Origin of the sequence: Sphingobium sp. BYY-5 (genome assembly GCF_022758885.1) — a bacterium.
Lineage (GTDB): Bacteria > Pseudomonadota > Alphaproteobacteria > Sphingomonadales > Sphingomonadaceae > Sphingobium.
Genome location: NZ_JALEBH010000001.1, coordinates 2,772,777 through 2,790,815 on the forward strand (window position 1 = coordinate 2,772,777; position 18,039 = coordinate 2,790,815).

13 protein-coding genes and 1 other annotated feature are annotated in these 18,039 nt (G+C 61.8%); of the genes, 5 read left to right on the plus strand and 8 right to left on the minus strand.

Annotated features, from left to right (window positions below):
• Nucleotides 1-56: 56 nt before the first annotated feature.
• The 6 genes from istB to MOK15_RS13340 form a co-directional block, all read right to left on the minus strand.
• Nucleotides 57-863 carry an IS21-like element helper ATPase IstB gene (gene istB, locus MOK15_RS13315; protein WP_242930106.1) on the minus strand — a complete coding sequence of 269 codons (807 nt, stop codon included), beginning with the start codon at nucleotides 861-863 and terminating at the stop codon, nucleotides 57-59.
• Nucleotides 853-2,376: an IS21 family transposase gene (gene istA, locus MOK15_RS13320; RefSeq protein ID WP_242930107.1), complete on the minus strand. Its 1,524-nt coding sequence runs from the start codon at nucleotides 2,374-2,376 to the stop codon at nucleotides 853-855. Before istA ends, istB begins: the two co-directional genes overlap by 11 nt.
• Nucleotides 2,377-2,567: 191 nt before the next feature.
• Nucleotides 2,568-3,796, minus strand: a protein-coding gene (locus tag MOK15_RS13325) for an IS3 family transposase (RefSeq protein ID WP_242931456.1) whose coding sequence is annotated in 2 segments (ribosomal slippage) — nucleotides 2,568-3,508 and nucleotides 3,508-3,796 — 1,230 coding nt in all. Because the reading frame shifts where the segments join, the coding sequence is not laid out codon by codon here.
• Nucleotides 3,401-3,515 (minus strand) — a sequence feature (AL1L pseudoknot). Its footprint overlaps the gene before it by 115 nt.
• A gap of 548 nt (nucleotides 3,797-4,344) precedes the next feature.
• Nucleotides 4,345-5,145, minus strand: a complete 801-nt coding sequence (locus MOK15_RS13330; RefSeq protein WP_242932054.1) for a ThuA domain-containing protein — start codon at nucleotides 5,143-5,145, stop codon at nucleotides 4,345-4,347.
• 144 nt (nucleotides 5,146-5,289) lie between these two features.
• Nucleotides 5,290-6,966 (minus strand): GMC family oxidoreductase, encoded by a 1,677-nt coding sequence (locus MOK15_RS13335; protein ID WP_242932055.1) that lies wholly within the window; start codon nucleotides 6,964-6,966, stop codon nucleotides 5,290-5,292.
• 63 nt (nucleotides 6,967-7,029) lie between these two features.
• Nucleotides 7,030-7,533, minus strand: coding sequence for a gluconate 2-dehydrogenase subunit 3 family protein (locus MOK15_RS13340; protein WP_347567197.1), 504 nt, complete (start codon nucleotides 7,531-7,533; stop codon nucleotides 7,030-7,032).
• A 1,228-nt stretch (nucleotides 7,534-8,761) separates the two neighbouring features.
• Here MOK15_RS13340 and MOK15_RS13345 point away from each other — a divergent pair.
• Genes MOK15_RS13345 through MOK15_RS13365 form a run of 5 tightly spaced genes read left to right on the plus strand, consistent with a single transcriptional unit; the run spans nucleotide 8,762 to nucleotide 16,527 of the window.
• Nucleotides 8,762-10,993 (plus strand): TonB-dependent receptor, encoded by a 2,232-nt coding sequence (locus tag MOK15_RS13345; protein ID WP_242932057.1) that lies wholly within the window; start codon nucleotides 8,762-8,764, stop codon nucleotides 10,991-10,993.
• 2 nt (nucleotides 10,994-10,995) lie between these two features.
• Nucleotides 10,996-11,712, plus strand: a complete 717-nt coding sequence (locus MOK15_RS13350) for an ABC transporter ATP-binding protein (RefSeq protein WP_242932058.1) — start codon at nucleotides 10,996-10,998, stop codon at nucleotides 11,710-11,712.
• Entirely contained in the window at nucleotides 11,709-13,103 is a 1,395-nt protein-coding gene (locus MOK15_RS13355) for a DUF3526 domain-containing protein (protein ID WP_242932059.1), read from the plus strand. The genes MOK15_RS13350 and MOK15_RS13355 overlap by 4 nt, the downstream gene beginning before the upstream one ends.
• A complete protein-coding gene (locus tag MOK15_RS13360; RefSeq protein ID WP_242932060.1) occupies nucleotides 13,100-14,596 on the plus strand; it encodes a DUF3526 domain-containing protein in 1,497 nt (498 codons plus the stop codon). The genes MOK15_RS13355 and MOK15_RS13360 overlap by 4 nt, the downstream gene beginning before the upstream one ends.
• A 2-nt stretch (nucleotides 14,597-14,598) precedes the next feature.
• Complete coding sequence (locus MOK15_RS13365) at nucleotides 14,599-16,527, plus strand: TonB-dependent receptor (RefSeq protein ID WP_242932061.1); 1,929 nt, start codon at nucleotides 14,599-14,601, stop codon at nucleotides 16,525-16,527.
• Nucleotides 16,528-16,619: 92 nt separating this feature from the next.
• Here the strand turns inward: MOK15_RS13365 and MOK15_RS13370 are convergent, their stop codons facing one another.
• Both MOK15_RS13370 and MOK15_RS13375 read right to left on the minus strand, forming a co-directional pair.
• Nucleotides 16,620-17,633 carry a superoxide dismutase family protein gene (locus MOK15_RS13370; protein ID WP_242932062.1) on the minus strand — a complete coding sequence of 338 codons (1,014 nt, stop codon included), beginning with the start codon at nucleotides 17,631-17,633 and terminating at the stop codon, nucleotides 16,620-16,622.
• Nucleotides 17,623-18,027, minus strand: a complete 405-nt coding sequence (locus tag MOK15_RS13375) for a MerC domain-containing protein (protein WP_242932063.1) — start codon at nucleotides 18,025-18,027, stop codon at nucleotides 17,623-17,625. Before MOK15_RS13375 ends, MOK15_RS13370 begins: the two co-directional genes overlap by 11 nt.
• Between the last annotated feature and the right edge of the window lie 12 nt (nucleotides 18,028-18,039).

Genomic DNA, 18,039 nt, shown 5'->3' on the forward strand with positions numbered 1-18,039 from the left:
TGATTTCCACTGAGAAGTGACCCGGGTTTTCCATCGAGAAGTGACCCGTCTGCGGATTATGTTTCGGGTGTCATGGGCGGGTCAACCCGTGGTTTTCTCCTTTCGGTTCTGATCTGCTTGGCAGAGCTGTTTTTGAAGCGGAAGCTATCGTTGCCGGTCTCCAGGATGTGGCAATGATGGGTAAGCCGATCGAGAAGCGCCGTGGTCATTTTGGCGTCGCCGAACACGGTGGCCCATTCGCTGAAGCTGAGGTTTGTGGTGATGATGACGCTGGTGCGCTCGTAGAGTTTGCTCAGCAGATGGAAGAGCAGCGCGCCCCCTGAAGCACTGAACGGCAGATATCCAAGCTCATCCAGGATAACGAGATCAGAGTGCAGGAGGCGATTGGCGATCTGACCGGCCTTGCCCTGTGCTTTTTCCTGCTCGAGCGCATTGACCAGTTCGACCGTCGAGAAGAAGCGGACGCGCTTTCGATGATGTTCGATGGCCTGGATGCCCAGCGCCGTTGCCACATGGCTCTTGCCGGTGCCAGGACCGCCGACCAGCACGATATTGTCGGCGATGTCGATGAAGTCGCAGCGATGCAACTGACGCACCAGAGCTTCATTGACCTCGCTACTGGTAAAGTCGAAGCCGGCCAGATCGCGATAGACAGGGAAGCGCGCGATCTTAAGCTGATAGGCCACAGATCGAACCTCCCGTTCTGCTGTCTCGGCTTTGAGCAACTGGGAGAGGATCGGAATGGCGGCTTCGAAGGCTGGAGATCCCTGTTCCATGAGATCGGTGACGGCCTGCGCCATGCCATGCATCTTGAGGCTGCGGAGCATGACGACGATGGCGCCGCTGGCAGGGTCATGACGCATGACGCTTCTCCTTGCGCAGATCATCATAGCGTTCGACATTGGCCATCGGCTCGCTGACCAGCTTGAGCGCCTGGGGCGCCGTCACCGGCGGCGTGGAGATCGGTTTTCCGTCGACCAGCCTGTAGAGCAGATTGAGGATATGGGTCTTGGTCGGAACGCCAGCCTCCAGCGCCATGGTGACCGCCGTCAACACCAGTTGCTCATTATGATGAAGAACCAGCGCCAGTATTTCGACCATTTCCCTGTCGCCGCCAGGATTGCGCAACAGATGTCGCTGCAGACGCTGGAACGCATCGGGTAGCTCAAGGAAGGGCGCACCGTTGCGCAGGGCGCCGGGCTTGCGCTGCACGACCGCCAGATAATGGCGCCAGTCATAAACCGTATGACCTGGACCGTCGTGAGAGCGGTTGATGATGCGCTGATGCGTGCAGATTGGCTGTCCCTCGGCGACGACCTGGAAGCGATCAGGATAGACGCGCAGGCTGACAGTGCGATTGGCGAAAGAGGCCGGTACGCTGTAGCGATTGCGCTCAAAGTGGATGAGGCAGGTCGGCGATACCCGTTTGCGATATTCCACAAAACCATCGAAGGGCCTGCCCGCAACCATCAGACACTCAGATTCATCGGCCCAGGCATTGGCAACCGATCCGGGTTCGATCCCGTGAGGGATGTCCTCCCATAACGCCTTGCAGCGCTCCTCCAGCCACAGGTTCAGCGCATCAAGGCTCTCGGCCTGCGGCGTTGGTTGCCACAGACGGTGCCGCGCATCCTGGACATTCTTCTCGACCTGCCCCTTTTCCCATCCCGCAGCCGGGTTACAGAACTCAGCTTCGAACAGATAGTGGCTGACCATCGTCAGGAAGCGTGCGTTGACGGTGCGTTTCTTGCCACGCCCGACCTTGTCGACGGCAGTGCGCATATTGTCATAGATACCCCGGCGCGGCACGCCGCCCAGCACGCGGAAGGCGTGATTATGGGCGTCGAACAGCATCTCATGGGTTTGCAGAAGGTAGGCACGCACGATGAATGCCCGGCTGTAACTGAGCTTGAAATGCGCGACCTGCAGCTTGGTCCGAACCCCGGCGATGATTGCCCAGTCCTCGCTCCAATCAAACTGAAAAGCTTCCCCCGGCGCGAACGATAGGGGCACGAATGTCCCACGCCCGCCAATCTGTTGCTGGCGCCGATAATCTTCGCGCCAGTCCCGAGCAAAAGCGGCAACCCGGTTGTAGGATCCTTCATAGCCCAGGCTCACCAGATCGGCGTGAAACTGCTTGATCGTGCGCTTCTGCTTGCGCGATCGGCCCATCTCGCGCCGCAGCCAGGCCGCCAGATGCTCAGCAAATGGGTCCAGTTTGCTTGGTCGATCGGGCACCTTGAACCGCGGATCGATCGTCTCGGACCGCAAATATTTGCGGATCGTGTTGCGTGATAGTCCGGTGCGCCGCGCTATCTCCCGGATCGGTAGATGATCGCGAAAATGCCAGCGCCGGATAACGCTTAATAACGCCATGTCCAACACTCCATATACCCTCGCTTGTCAAAGCCAGGGACGAGTTCAACATGGGTCAATTCTCAGTGGAAATTTACGCCCTACCCGGGTCACTTCTCAGTGGAAATCAACAGTCGAATGCGATAAAGTTTAAACTACCCGTTCTCATGCAGTGAAGCGTCCCGGGTTTTCTGGAGGCTGTGCAGTTTGACTCAGGCAGCCATATCGAGGGTCTCAATGGCCGCATAGTAGTTAGCTTCGGCCTCGGCGGGTGGGATGTAGCCGAGCGGGCCGAAAAGGCGATGGTTGTTGTACCAGTCGACCCAGCTCAGCGTCGCCATTTCCACCGCCGATGCGCTTGGCCAGGACCGCTGGCGCCAGATGACCTCGGCCTTGTAAAGGCCATTGATCGTCTCGGCCAAAGCATTGTCGTAACTGTCGCCGACGCTGCCGACCGAGGGCACGAGGTTGGCCTCCGCCAGGCGCTGGGTGTAGTTCATGGCGAGGTATTGCACGCCCCTGTCGCTGTGGTGGATCAAGCCGTCATCCGGGCCGGGTCTGCGCGCATGGATCGCCTGCTCAAGGGCATCCAGAACGAACCCGGCCGTGGCTGAAGTACTGACCTTCCAGCCCACGATGCGCCGCGCATAGGCATCGATCACGAAGGCCACGTAAACGAACCCTGCCCAGGTGTGGACATAGGTGAAATCGACTACCCACAGGGCGTTCGGCCGGTCCACACGAAACTCCCGGTTCACCTTGTCGAGCGGGCATGGCGCCTTGGGATTGCTGACGGTCGTGGTCGTCTTCTTCCCTCGACGAATACCGGCCAGCCGCATGCTACGCATCAGTCGCTCGACCGTGCACTTGGCGACATCAAGGCCCTCGCGCCGCAACTGATGCCAGACCTTGCGCGAGCCGTAGAGTCCGAAGCTGGCCTCGTGAACGCGCCGGATCTGCTCGCACATGTCGTCATCCCGGCGCGCACGGGCGGAACGCTTCGCCGGATCGGCAAGACGGGCCGCGTGTTCGTGATAGGAGGACGGGGCGATCGCCAGTTCGCGGCAGATCGGCTCGATACCCAGGTCCTCGCGATGGACGTCGATGAACGACATCATCATCTCTCGCGGCGGTCGAGCTCCGCCATCGCAAAATATGCCGACGCCTTGCGAAGGATCTCGTTGGCTCGACGGAGCTCCTTGACCTCGCGCTCCAGCAGCTTGAGCCGGGCCTTATCATCAACACCCTGCGCCGCTGGTGCCGCCCGTCGGCCTGCCTCCGTGCGGCACCAGCGGCGCAGCGTCTCGGCCGTGCAGCCGATCTTCGAGGCAATCGAACTCATCGCCTCCCATTCCGAGCCGTAATCCGCACGGTGCTCGCCAACCATTCGCACCGCTCGATCACGGACCTCAGGCGAAAATCTGTTTCCCATCTTGCTCATACCGGATGCTCCTTCTCACAGTTCGGAGCCTCCGGAAAACCCGGGACGCTTCACAGCCCCGCCGAAAGTATAGTTGAGATATTTCAATTTATTGGCGAATTATAATATCTCGTATAGGTCATCTTCGGACAAGCCTTTCGCTACTGTGGAGAGTTAAGGTCGAATTCGACCTTGGCATCGCAATCTGCTATCAGTTGTCCATCCTTGCAGATCAGCTCCGCAACGTGGATGATGGTCCGCTGCCCCAATAGGAATCCGTAACCGCTTCCGGCTCGCAGCTTTGGTGTACGAAGTAGTGATACTGTCAGTTTGATGCGAATTCGTCTCCGCGGATGTTCTTCGGGCGAGAAGGGCAGGCGATATGCCATGAGAGATTGCCACTCGATCTCGGTGGCTAAGCATCTTTCCTTGTAAGTTTTTCGGTCAATCGGCTGGTGCTCGAGAGAGATGATTGTGAAAGCTCGCATGGACGGAAGTGAATTTTTGCGGGGCCTTCATCTGCCGATCGCGGATACCCAATTTTTCGAGAGCGGCGCCCCATGATTGCATCAGGGGCCAAATCTCCCTGCCCAGTTGATCGCATTTGCAAGGATGCGGTGGTAATTCGGGTCGTCGTAGCTTTCAGGCGAATGCCCCAGCGCAGAGTAGAAGACGCGCCCTTTCGCCGCGGGATTGATCCAGATCACCGGATGATTGCCCATCATCAGCTTGGCGCCAGGGCGGTAGCTGGCTTCGTCGATCCGCGCGAGCGCCGTCATGCCACGCATTTCGGGGTTTGCATCGAACGAATACCACTCATCGACGGGTGTCCAGGGCAGGGTCACGCCAGCCATGATCGGATGCCGTGGCTGATCAATAATGACACGCGCGGATTGAAACTGATCTTTGTCGCCGGGATGCCCGATGAATTTGGTCCCGATGATCGTCTTGGTGTACCAAGGTGCCGTATGGCTATTGTCCCCCGCGGCATGCAGCGCGACCACGCCACCCCCGCGCGCAACGAAGCGAGCGAAAGCTGACTGCTGTTCCTGGGTCAGGAAATCGCCGCTTGCGCTGTTGAGGACGACGACTGAAAAATGACGTAGTTGCTCGTCGTTGAAGATCGCCGCGTTTTCGGTGGTGTAGCTGGCACGCCCCAAACTCTTGGCTATGTCGGCGAGCACCGCATTTGAATGCGGTATATGCTCAATATGCCTCCAACCATTGGTCTTGGAAACGATCAGGACTGCCCGATCGAGGTTTTTCGGGAGCGTGGGGGCGACCGTATCGTAGATGGCGGTCGGTAGATGAGGGTTGGGCGCAGCCTGGGCCGTGACCAATAGCGCGATAATCGCCAGCACTCTATACATGATGCATCCTCTCCCACGCTCGCTCATATTGAAGCCCGGCGCCGTACGTGTAAAAAAGCGTGATTGGCCGCTGATTTGTGTCGTCTGCGCCAGCGGCCGTGGATCTGATGGCAGCAGATGAAACGGACCGAGTGGCGCGCCCGATCAGATCACGCCCGCCTTCATCTGATTGACGGCATGGTCGGCAGCGCGCGCGGTCATCGCCATGAATGTGAGCGACGGATTGACGCAGGAGACCGAGGCCATCTGGGCGCCATCGGTAACGAACAGATTGGGCGCATCGTGCGCCTGGTTCCATCTGTTCAGCACCGACGTGCCGGGATCGTTCCCCATGCGTGCGCCGCCCATCTCATGGATCGCCTCGCCGGGAACGTGCTTGCCGCGACCGCCGGACACGTTCGTCAACCCCGCCTTGCGAAGCATCAGCACGCCCTGTTCCAACGCATCGTCCATCATCTTGATTTCGTTGTCGCGGAAGCGGACGTCGAAGCGCAGCAGGGGCGTGCCGAAGCGATCGGTCTTGCTATGGTTCAGCATGACGCGATTATCTTCATAAGGCAGGCATTCCCCGAACGCGCCCATCGAAAATCGCCAGGGGCCATATTCGCGCATGCCATGTTTCATCGATGCGCCGAACCCCTCAGGCGCGGAGGCCTGACGACTCGCACCGCCCTGATAGCCATAGCCGCGCTTGAAGGGCAGATCCTCCATTTCGAGATTGCGGAAGCGCGGAACGTAGACGCCGCCGGGTCGCCGGCCATATTCAACAAATTCGCTCATGCCCGGAATGTCGCCCGAGACGCCGACGCGAAAGATATGATCCATCACGGCGCTCCCGAGCGCGCCGTTGGAATGGAAGTAGCTGCGTTCGCTGCCTGCAGGTCGCGAGTTCAGCAGGACATGGAGCGAACTCATCGCCGAAGCGCACAGGAACACCATCCGCGCCTGAACGACTTCCTCCTGACCGGTGTTGGCATCGACCATTCGGACGCCCGTGACGCGCTTACGGGCCGGGTCATATTCCAGGTTGGTGACCCAACTGTCCGAACGGAGCGTCAGCCGTCCCGTCGCGCGAGCGGCGGGCAGCGTCACCGCCTGCGTCGAGAAATAGGCGCCGAAGCCACAGCCACGGTCACATTGCGCGCGCTTCTGACAGCGTGAGCGGTTCTGTTCGGGTTTGTCCTCGGTGATGTTGCTCAGCCGAGCATTGATCAGCTTGCGGCCGGGAAATTCGCTCTCCAGCCGCTCCTTCATCCACTTTTCAGCGATATTCATCGGGAAAGGCGGCATGAATTCACTGTCGGGGAGATACGGCAAATTCTCCCGACCGCCCGATACCCCGATATAGTTTTCGACATAGCTGTACCAGGGCGCGACATCCTCGTAGCGGATCGGCCAATCGGTGCCTACGCCCTCGCGCTTGTTGGCCTCGAAGTCGGCCGGGCTCCAGCGAAAGCTCCACCGCCCCCAGGTCAACGACTTGCCGCCGACCACCGATGGACGGACCCAATTGAATTTGTTGGGCGCGTCATAGTCATAGGGGTTGAGCCGATCGTTGATGAAGAACGGCTGGGTGGCAGGCGAAACCCAGCCGTTGAGCGCGAAATAATCCCTTTTGGCAAGCGCGGCCGGCATCCTGCCGCGCGCCGGGATGTCGTAGGCCGACTTGCCGTCGAACGGATAGTCCTCCCCATGTTCGACCATCCGGCCGCGATCGACCATCAGGACACGAAGCCCCTTTTCCGTCAGTTCCTTCGCGGCCCAGCCGCCGCTCACGCCTGAGCCGATTACGATTGCGTCAAAACGATCTGTTGCTGCCATGGATAATGCCTGCCCGATGAGTGCCGGAAATTGATGAGGTCGAGGGTCGAGGGCGACAGCCCGCTATGACGAGAAGATCCTTTTGACCTTCGCATAGGGATAGGCACCATCATAATCGCCGGGGACGGGCAGATAGTGCCGCTCCTGCGTGATACCTATTTCAGAGGTATAATAGCCGGTAATTACAAGCTGCCGGAACGCCTGGAAAAATGGGGCAGCGCCGGGCAGTTCGCCATTCATCGCCAGCCTCAGCAAGGCATCTTGCTGCGCGGCCGAAGCCTTCACTGCCGTTGTCCTGTAGTCGGCCATGCTGCGCGCATCGATCGCGGCAAGGCCGTCGATGATCGTCGCGCGATCATCATCAACTGCCCAGTCTCCGAGCATATGCTCAATATATTCCGGCACTCCGGCCGCAATCGCGCCGGGCGTGTCCGTGGTGGGCAGGATGCGCTCACTCAGGGCTGCGACCAGCGCTCGCTGTGCGGGCGTGAACACGATCTCCGGTGGCCCGGTATTGATCTTCGGGTTCGGCTGATATTCGACGGCTCGCGCCAGCGGGGCGAACAAATTCGCGCCAAAGATGGCTACCACACCGGCAAGGGCAGTTCTGCGATCGATCAACGCACGCCTCCCTGCAAATTCTCGACGGTGGAACGGGTCTGGAACACTTCCACAAAATGAAAGGCGGTGCCTGCAGATGTGGCGCGCACGTATGTTAGCGCTACCAATTTATCGCGCGCGAACGTTACCCCGGAATGCCCTGCAGTCATTCACCCCTCCAAACTATTTTAGCTTACAACCGAGTTATTCACACGTTGATGAAACAGTCAATGCCTACGAAACGCGAAGGACGGGCATAGTGGGGTGGTAAAACCGGCAGCCGCAGCCGGCGCTCCCGAAGAGTTCTGGCCATTTCTGACCTCGATTGTCGCTCGTCTTGCCCAGACTGCACGCTAGGACGATGGCGACCTAGCCCACTCGGCGCTATGGCTCGCCGATGACATGGCTATCCGGGGGGGCGAGCACAACTGTCATCCCAGATTGGCGCGCGCCGGCTGTACAGGCGGCGCCGCGCACCGATGATCCTTCACCGGTTGTTCTAACGGGCAGGCGCTGTCGTCTGGGGCAGGACCATAGGAATAATCGGATGAGACCAGCTGAATGTCTCCCTCATTCCCACTCGATTGTTCACGACCCCATAACCAATTGTTTTATTTGAGGAAAAATATTTTTCAGCCCAGTCTTACCGATCGCTAGGACTGCAAAAAGCTTCCCTTTTGATTTCAAACGGAAAATCCCGCCATTTGCTGAAACCTCACTTTCAGGGACAATCGACAGTGGCGCGGAGCCGGTTCCTGAAGTCGACTGCTTGGTACCGCAATCAATGCTGGTCCGTTTTTACCGTCACCGGCGGGAATTCACAACCGGGAGTGCCCCAAAAAGGTGGCGCCAGACGTTCGAGAGCGGCGCCATCATTGGCGGCGACGACCCGACCGATGAAACTCGCGCTGCGGCGGAGATCCGACAAGATCGAGCGGCTGCTGGCGCGGGGAGCTGCGAGGCTGGAAACGATGCGGCTTACCGCCTGACGGCGCGCACGTGTTGATTGATGCTATTATTCCTTCGGCAACGCACCCGCAGACAGCCGCGGCGCGCTGTCGCTATCAATGATCACCACTCCCACAAACTGATCGAGAGGTCGCCGGAACAATAAACATTGACTCATGTTATGATATATCCTTACCAGACCTCGGCTGCTGCATCGCAACAGACTGCTTTTGCCGAGGGGGTAGAATTGAAGCACGGACTCAAGGGGAACATCGCGCGCAAGCAGCATTCGCGTCTGAAACTTTTGGCTCTCTGCGCATCCTTGCCGTTCGTCTGGCCAGAGGCGGCGCTTGCTGAAGATGCAGAGGAAAACGACGAGATCATCGTCACAGGCGTCGCCGATCGCCAACTTCTGCTCGATGCCCGGACGGAGACGGGCAGCCGCCTCGGCCTCAGCGTCCGCGAGACACCGGCGATCGTCGATATCCTCTCCCAGGAATTGATGCAGGAACGAGGGCTGCGCACCAGCGTGGAAGCGCTGAACGCCACTCCCGGCGCGACCTCGGGCGAACTTGCCAGCAGTCCGGGCCAAATGTCGATGCGCGGCTTCACGGCCGGTGCGATCTCCTTGCTTTATGACGGCGTTCGCCAGACCAACTCGGCGCTGATCATTCGCAATCTCGATAGTTGGAGCTTCGACCGGATCGAGGTGCTCAAAGGCCCGGCCGGCGTTCTCTATGGTGAGGGCTCGTTGGCAGGGGCCGTCAATCTCGTTCCCAAGAAGCCCCGATTCGGCGAAACCGCCTACGCCGTGACGGCCGGATATGGCAGTTTCGATACGGCACGGGTGGGCGTCGACGCCAACTTCGTGCTCAGCGACAAGGTAGCTGTCCGCGGCGTAAGCAGCTTCAACCGCACCAGTGGCTTCATCGACGACACTGACGCGCGGTTTTTCGCAACGACGCTCTCGGCGACCTTCAAGCCCACCGAACGCCTGACTATCGAACTCGCTGGCGATTATTTCGGCGACGAATATGGCACCGCTTATTGGGGCACGCCGCTGCTGCCGGCGGCCGTGGCGCGCGATCCGAGCGGACTGGTCACGACGACCGACGGCTTCGTGATCGACAAGGCGCTGCGCAACAAGAACTACAATGTCACCAATGCCGATCAGGGATCGGATGCCTGGTGGCTGCGTTCCCGCGTCGCCTATGAGATTTCCGACGCGCTGACCTTCACCAACGAACTCAGCTACTATGATGCCGATCGTCGCTTCCGCAATTCGGAAGTCTATACATATCTCGCGCCGTCGATCGCGCTGCCGAACGGGTCGTTCCGGCGCAGCACGACCCGGATCGACCATGACCATCAGTTCTTCGTGGAGCGCGCCGTTCTGGCCAGCGACACGCAGATTGCCGGCCATCGCAATCGCCTGTCGATCGGCGCCGAATATAGCCGAAGCGATTTCGATTCGGTGCGCCGCTTCGGCAATACCACGGCGGTCGACCTATATGATCCCGTCCGGGGAACATTCGCCGCGCTGGACGACACGGCCGCCAACTTCCCGGGGGCCGACAACCGCGCGAACTTCATTTCGCGCACGACGATCACGTCAGTCTTTGCCGAGGAAGCGTTTAACCTCACACCGAAGCTGCTGCTGGTCGGCGGCATTCGCTACGATCATATCGCGCTGGATCGCAGCGTCGAGGACCTCAACGCGGGGACGTTCACGCCCTTCTCGCGGTCCTACGATCCGATCTCGTGGCGCGCTGGCGTCGTCTATGACATCGCGCCCAAAACCCAGATCTTCGCGCAGTACAGTTATGCGGTAGCACCGGTCGGCAGCCTCGCGCTGATCTCGGCTACCAATGCGAAGTTCAACCTCACGACCGGCCGCTCGGTAGACGGAGGGCTCAAGACCAGCCTGTGGAACGACCGCTTCGACCTAACTTTGGCGGGATACTGGATCAAGCAGGACGACATTCTCACGCGCGATCCCAACAATCTCAACGTCTCGATCCAGGGCGGAAGCCAGTCTTCGCGGGGAATCGAACTGTCGGTCTCGGCAGCGATCACTAAACAGTTCCGGCTCGATGCGAGCTTGGCCGTACTCGACGCCAAGTTCGACGAACTGATCGAAGCGGGCGGCGCCAATCGGTCGGGCAACACTCCGCCGGTCGTGCCCGAGCGCGTAGCGGGCGTGTTCGGCATCTACCGCTTCGAGGATGTACCGATCACGCTGTCGGGCGGCGCACGCTACGCCAGCCATTTCTTCACCGACAACGCCAACAGCATACGGGTTCGCGGCGGCGCCGTGTTCGACGCGGCGATCGGCTACCGGTTGCCGTTCGGCGACATCATCCTGCGCGGCCGCAACCTGACAGATCGCCTCTATGCCAATTGGTTCGGCGGCTCGGTGCGTCAGATCACGCTCAGCGCGCCGCGCAGCGTCGATATCAGCTTCATCGCAAGGTTCTGACCATGGCCCAAGACCCCATCCTAGCGCTCGACGACGTGTCGATCGCCTTCAACGGCAATCAGGCTCTCGACCGACTCTCACTCACGATCACGCCTGGAGAGGTCTATGCCCTGCTAGGCCCGAACGGCGCGGGCAAGACGACCACCCTCAATCTCATTCTCGGCTTCCTCGCCCCCGATAGCGGCGCCATCACGCTCGACGGGATCGATGCGATCGACGACCCGATCGGAGCCCGCGCCCGCATCGCCTATCTGCCTGAGACCGTGATGCTCCATCCAGCGCTGACCGCGGTCGAGAATCTGGAATATTTCGCTCTGCTCGCGGGCCGTAAGATCAATGCCGCCGCCGCACGCGGGCTGCTGTCCGACGCTGGCCTACAAGCCGAAGCACACGATCGCCGCGCCGCCGGCTTCTCGAAGGGTATGCGGCAGAAGGTCGGCGTCGCTATCGCGCTGGCCAAAGAGGCACGGCTGCTGCTGCTCGACGAGCCGACATCGGGCCTCGACGCCGGCGCCGCGAACGACCTGTCGGCTGTGATCCGCACGGCCTCGGCACGCGGCATCGCCGTGCTGATGGCTACGCACGACCTGTTCCGGGTGAAGGATGTCGCCCATCGCCTCGGCATTCTGCGCGCAGGCAGACTGGTCGACGAGCGCGACGCCGCCGCGATCGGCCCGGTCGAACTCGAGCGCCTCTATCTTGAGAAGCTGGCAGCATGATCAGTCTCGTTCGCTTCGAGCTGGAGATCGTGCGGCGGGATCGACGTGCCTGGTGGGCATTGCTGTGCCTCGCCTCTCTGATCCTGCTCGCCTTCGCGAGCGTGAGCCTCGATACCGCGCGCGGCGATGCCGAAAAGCGCGCCGTCGCCAACGCCGAACGCGCACGCTGGATCGGGCAGGGTGAGAAGGACCCGCACAGCGCGGCTCACTACAGCATCTTCGCTTTCAAACCCTCGCCGGCGCTTTCCGCGCTCGATCCTAGCGTCGGCCCATTCGTCGGGCAGAGCGTCTGGCTGGAAGCGCACCATCAGAACGACATGCTGGGTCGGCCCTTGCAGAATGCGTCGCTGCTCCAGCGCGCCGGGCTTGCCAATCCGGCCTCGCTGCTCCTGACCTTTGCGCCGCTGATCGTCTTCCTCCTCGCCTTCGTCGTGGTCGCTCAGGACCGGGAACGTGGGACGATGCGGCTGGCGCTTGGTGCCGCCGTCCATCCTGCCGCGATCATTCGCGCCAAGGCGCTCTCCATCTGGGGGGCTTCCACGAGTCTGCTGGTCCTGCCGGTGACGTTGTCGGGGCTGGCGCTCAGCGGCATCAATGGCCGCCTCGACGGGGACGTGCTCGGGCGGCTGGCGCTTTGGACAATGATGATGTCCGGCTATCTTGCGGTGCTGGCGGCCATCGGCATCGTGGTGTCGCTGCGCGCGCGGGACGCCCGAATCGCGCTGGCGCTGCTGTTCGGCATCTGGATCGTCATCGCGCTGGTTCTCCCGCGCGCGGGCAGCAGCGTCGCGGACAGCCTACGGCCGCTGCCGTCGAGCCAGGCGGTGCGGCAGCAGACGCTCGACGAGGCCGCCGCCTATTGGTCGGCGGAAGATTCGGCCCGGCACAAGGCCCAGCTCCTTGCCCGCCACGGCGTCACGAGGATCGAGGACATCCCCAATCCGCGCATGGCCGAGCTCGACATGGTCGAGCGGCACAGCCATCGGGTGTTCGACCGGATATTGGGGGGCTTCTACGGCCGGGTCGTTGGCCAGGATCGGCTGTTCGCGGCCTTCGGCTTCCTGTCGCCGACGATCGCGACGCAGAGCCTGTCGGCGTCGCTCGCGGGCAGCGACTTCAGCCATCACCAGGATTTCATCTGGACCGCCGAGCACTATCGGCGCGATCTGGTGAACCGGATGAACGGCGACGGCATGGCGCATAGAGCCCATGGCTCAGAGCGTCACACCAACGACCAACGCCTGTGGTCGCAGATTCCCGAGTTCGCCTACAGCGCGCCCGCGCTGGGCCGAGCGAGCGCCACGGCGCTGCCGGCGCTCGCGGCGCTGCTGTTGTGGCTGGGCGGCGCATGGCTGCTGCTGGCGGCCACCGCACGGAGATTGAAACCATGAGCGCACCCCGCTTCGTTGAGCTGTTCGCATGGGAATGGCGGCAGGTCGGCCGCACGCCGCTCCTCTGGGCCGTGCTGCTTACGCTGGCCGCAAGCTTCCTGTGGGGGGCGGTCAACACCGCTAACTTCCACCGCGCACAGGTGCAGGCGCAGGCCCGCACACTTGCGGCCGAAGCCGCGCATCGCGCCAGCTTGGAGAAGCGCGCCGCCGCCTATCGCGCGCCGGTCACACCGGATGCGCCTGCCGTTCCCTATTGGCAAGATCCGACCAACGTCTCCGGCTTCAGCCAGTATTTCGTGTTCCAGCACGCGATGAAGCCGCATCTGCCGCTGTCACCGCTCGCGGCCGGCGTGAGTGATCTTGCGCCCAGCCGGCTGCAGGTGAAACTCAACACGATCTTCGGCTTCGACGACAGCTATGACTTCGAGAACCCGCGCGTGCTGGCGCTGGGACGCTTCGATCTTGGGTTCGCGGTGGTCTATCTGCTGCCGATCGCATTGATCCTGCTGTTCGGCCTGCTCGTCACCTTTGAGCGCGACAGGGGAATGCTGCGGCTGGTGGCGGCACAATCGACGGGGCCGCGGCTTTGGTTGGGCGCGCGCGTGGCGGCGATCCTCGCCTGGAGCACGCCGACTGTACTCGTCGCGATTGTGTTGGCGCTCGGCGTTGCCGGAGTCTCGTTCGCTGCGGCTTGGCCGGAATTGATCACGGCCTTGCTGTTGACCGCCGCCTACATGCTGCTGTGGGCAGGCATCGCTACCCTCGTCCTCTCGCGTCTGCCGGGCGCGGCCAGTGCGTTGGGCACATTGGCCGCCATCTGGACGATGCTCGCGATCGGTCTGCCGCTGCTTGGTTCGATTCTGATATCCGCCCTCTCTCCGCCGCCGTCCGGTGTCGCCTATGTCGACATCCGGCGCCAGACCGGGGATGCGATCGAGGCCGATCGCAACGCGATCCTGAAGCGGGCCATTGCCGCGCGCCCCGATCTCAGCGCTGCGCGGGATCGTATCGACGACATCGATTACGCGACCGAGCTTACCTTCTTGGCCCCGGAAACCGAAAAACGGTTGGCTCCGTCCTACGAGGCCATCACCGCACATGCCGACCATCAGGCAGGCATCGCGGCCTTTGCCGGCTATCTGTCTCCCCCGCTCGGACTGGAATCCGCCCTGGCCACGCTGGCGGGGACCGATAGCGGGCGCCACCGGGCGTTCGAGGCGCAGACCCGCGCCTACCAGCTTCGCCTGCGTGGAATCCTCTATCCGCTCGTGCAGAAGGAAATCGTCGATCCCACCCCGATGAATGAGCCCGCCATGCGGGGGCGGTTCAACCTGATCGAACGGGACTTCCTACCGCGCTTCGCCATGAGTGAGGAACCGCCATCCACCCGCGTGGCCGCGGCTCTACCACTTGCGGTCTGGCTGCTGCTTCTGGGCGGCGCGCTGACCGTCCTGGGTCTGCGCCGAGCGGTCCGCTGGCCTCGGGAAGTCTGACCATGCGCCCGATTGCGCGCCTGCTGGCGCTGAGCGCCGCATCCGTCGCAGACCCCGTGATCGCGCAACGCGCGGACGACAATGCAGTGACGGCGGCCGAGGATGCTTTCGGCACCTCGATCGGCAACGAAACCATCGGCCTCTACAGCAGCAGCCAGGTGCGCGGCTTCTCGCCGGTCAGCGCAGGCAATGTGCGGATCGAAGGCGTCTATTTCGATCGGCAGGCCAGTCTCTCCGAGCGCCTGGTTTCCGGCTCCACCATCCGCGTGGGGCTTTCGGCGCAGGGCTATCCCTTCCCGGCGCCGACAGGGATCGTCGATTACAAGCTGCGCAGCGTCCGAGACAGGCCGATCATCAGCCTGGTCGTAGGCAGCTTCGAATATGGCGCGCCGACGATCGAAGTCGATGCGCAAATTCCTATCGACGGGGAGCGGCTCGGCATCGCGGCGGGCGCATCCTACGCGCACGAGAAATATTATGACGGATCAGACGCGCACTACATCCGCGCGGCGATCATCCCGCACTGGCGCCCAAGCGACGGCATCGAGCTGGCCCCGTTCTGGTCGATGACGATCGGCAAGGACGAACAAGTCGCCCCGACCATCGTTACCGCCGGTTCTTTCGTCGCACCCGAAGCGCCACGGCGGCGTTACTTCGGCCAGGAGTGGGCAGCCAAGGACAGCCGCGGCATCAATGCCGGCGTGATCGCCAAGGCGCGGATCGGTCGGGATTGGTTCGTGGTCGTCGGTGCGGTTCGTTCGATCTTCGTGAACGAGCAGAATTTTGCCGAACTGTTTGTCGACACCACCCAGGATGGCCAGACCCGTGAGCGGATCATCGCCGATCCGGGGCAACGCTATGCCTCGACCAGCGGAGAACTGCGCGTCAGCCGGAGCTTCTTCGACGGGCCGCGGCTGCATACGCTTCACGCCTCGGTTCGCGCCCGTCGCCTCGATAGCTTCTATGGAGGTGCTGCCGAGCCGATCGACCTCGGTCAGCGCAGGCTGGGGATGCCGGTGCCGGTTGCGCAACCAGCTTCATACAGTTTCGGCGAACGCGTCCATGACAGTGTTCGGCAGACCACTATCGGCCTCGCTTACGAGGGGCGCTGGAAGGACGTCGGCGAGCTTAGCCTGGGCGTCCAGCGCGCCAGCTATAGCAAGACGATTGACCTTCCCGGCGATGCGCAGACCACCCGCACGCATGATAAACCTTGGCTGTTGAGCGCCTCCGCCGCCGCCTATCTGACCGACACCCTGGCCCTCTACGCCGGCTATACGCGCGGACTCGAAGAAAGCGGGCTCGCACCCAACAACGCCGCCAACAGAAACGAGGCGCTGCCCGCCATTCGCACGCGTCAGGCCGACGCCGGAATACGCTGGGCAATCTCGCCGCGTATGAAGCTGGTCGCCGGCGTCTTCGATGTTCGCAAGCCCTACTTCAACACCGACGAAGCCAATGTCTTCACCATCCTCGGCGATGTGCGGCACCGCGGTGTCGAACTGAGTCTGTCCGGCAATCCGACCGATCAACTCAGCGTCGTGGCGGGTGCCGTCCTCATGCAGCCGCGTGTTACCGGAGAAGCGGTCGAACTCGGTCGGGTTGGCCGCAAGCCGCTTGGCCAGTCCGCAACGATCCTGCGCGGTAATGCCGACTATCGGCTGCCGTTCCTGCCAGGCGTCTCCTTGGATCTCGCATTGTCCTGGTATGGAAAGCGCCCCGCTTCGCGCGACAACCTCGTCTCGGTCGATCCCTATGCGTTGATAGACATCGGCGCGCGGTATCGTTTCAAGCTCGGCCGGTCTCCCGCGACGTTCCGCATCCAGATGCAGAACGTGACCAACACCTTCGCGTGGAATATCGTCGGCAGCAACAGCTACGGCCTCATGGACAAACGTCGCTTCACCGCCTTCCTCGCGGTAGATTTGTAGTGCTTCGTTGGTCCGAGCTCCGACATGATTCTGGCCCGTTGCTTCGGGATGATTGCCCAGATGCTACAGGAATAACCGATTGCCGCCTCGACCTACCGAATGACGGCGCAGGCAATCCTCTCGCCCGCACCGCCGATCGGCTGGGTCTTGTAGTCGTCCGGATTGGCGTGGATCACCAGCGCAGACCCGTCGGCGTCCCGCAGCGCGGGCCGGTCGCCGTTTCTCCCGACGGAAACCAAGGTCGAATATAGCTCCACCGTTACGCTGCCCTCGGTTCCGACAAACAAATTCGGCTGATCCCCGGCGTCATTCGCGCCTTCGACCAGCAAGCCGTGTACGATGGGTTTCGCCGAGTGAACATGTCCGCCAGCGCGCTTGAACTCTGCGTCATCGCAATCCGCCGTTTCATGAAAGTGGACGCCGTGCCAGCCGGGCGGCAGGCCCTTCGCTTCGATCCGAAGCAACACCCCTTTGGGCCCGTCGGTTACCGTAATCATGCCCAGCTCATTACCGACATTGTCATATAGTGTACCGGGCCGACGTTCGGCGGCATCCGCCGGTGCTGCAGCAAACATGGCTCCCATCGCCGTCATCAGCGCCATTAGCCCCCTCGTTCCGATAGTCATCGCCCCGTCCTTTCGTTTCGCTGAGGATTTGAGGTTCGCTTCGTCTCTTTGCGCACATTCCGCACAGAGCCCGGACGCTTCAACGATCGAGCGTGATGGAGAATGACCCGTAGCCCGACACAATCTTTCCAGCTCTGCCTGCAAAGCGGAAACCGAAAATCTCTGCACCGTGCGGCAACATCGGCAGATGAGGAACCCGCAACGCCCTCCTTGCGCGGGGAGATAGGCCGACAGCAGTTCGATACGCTGGACTTTGTTGCTGCAAATCAGCCGGTCGAGCACACGATAGACTTGCGCAGCGGTGATAGGCGATCCTTGACCGCTACTCCGCTCTGCGATCTCGTAGGCCGTTAAGGGCCGGTTGCTCTGCTCCAGCAGGGCCAACACCAGAGTATCGAGGATGGCCGGTCCGCGGTAAGGGCGGCGATCCCGGGGTGCGGGCAGTTCCGGTTGGCAATTGTTTACCGGCTCAGGCAGCATGTGCCCGGAGCCGCCAGTTCATTGTGTGACCGGTGATCAGCAACAGACTGCCCGCCACGGTGATCCCGAGTTCGGCGCCTCTACCGAGGCCGGGCAGAAGCGCGACGACGAGGCAGGCCATCCCTGCGAGACCGATGACGGCGGGACGGCGCGCGCGGTGTCGCCGGTAGCCGATCCAGAACGCGGCCAGCGCCGCAGGGACGACCAGCGCCAGGGCGACATAGTGGAACGCGTCCGTCCGCGCGAACATACCGATAGCGCCTGGAAGCAACAGCAATAGCAGCGGAAGCGCGAGGCAATGCACGAGGCAGAGTAGCGAAGCGGAGACCGCCGTGCCCTCGATGACGTTTGTCCGTCGATCCTTTGCATGATCCTCTTGACCCTGTGCGTGCATTCGACTCAAAAT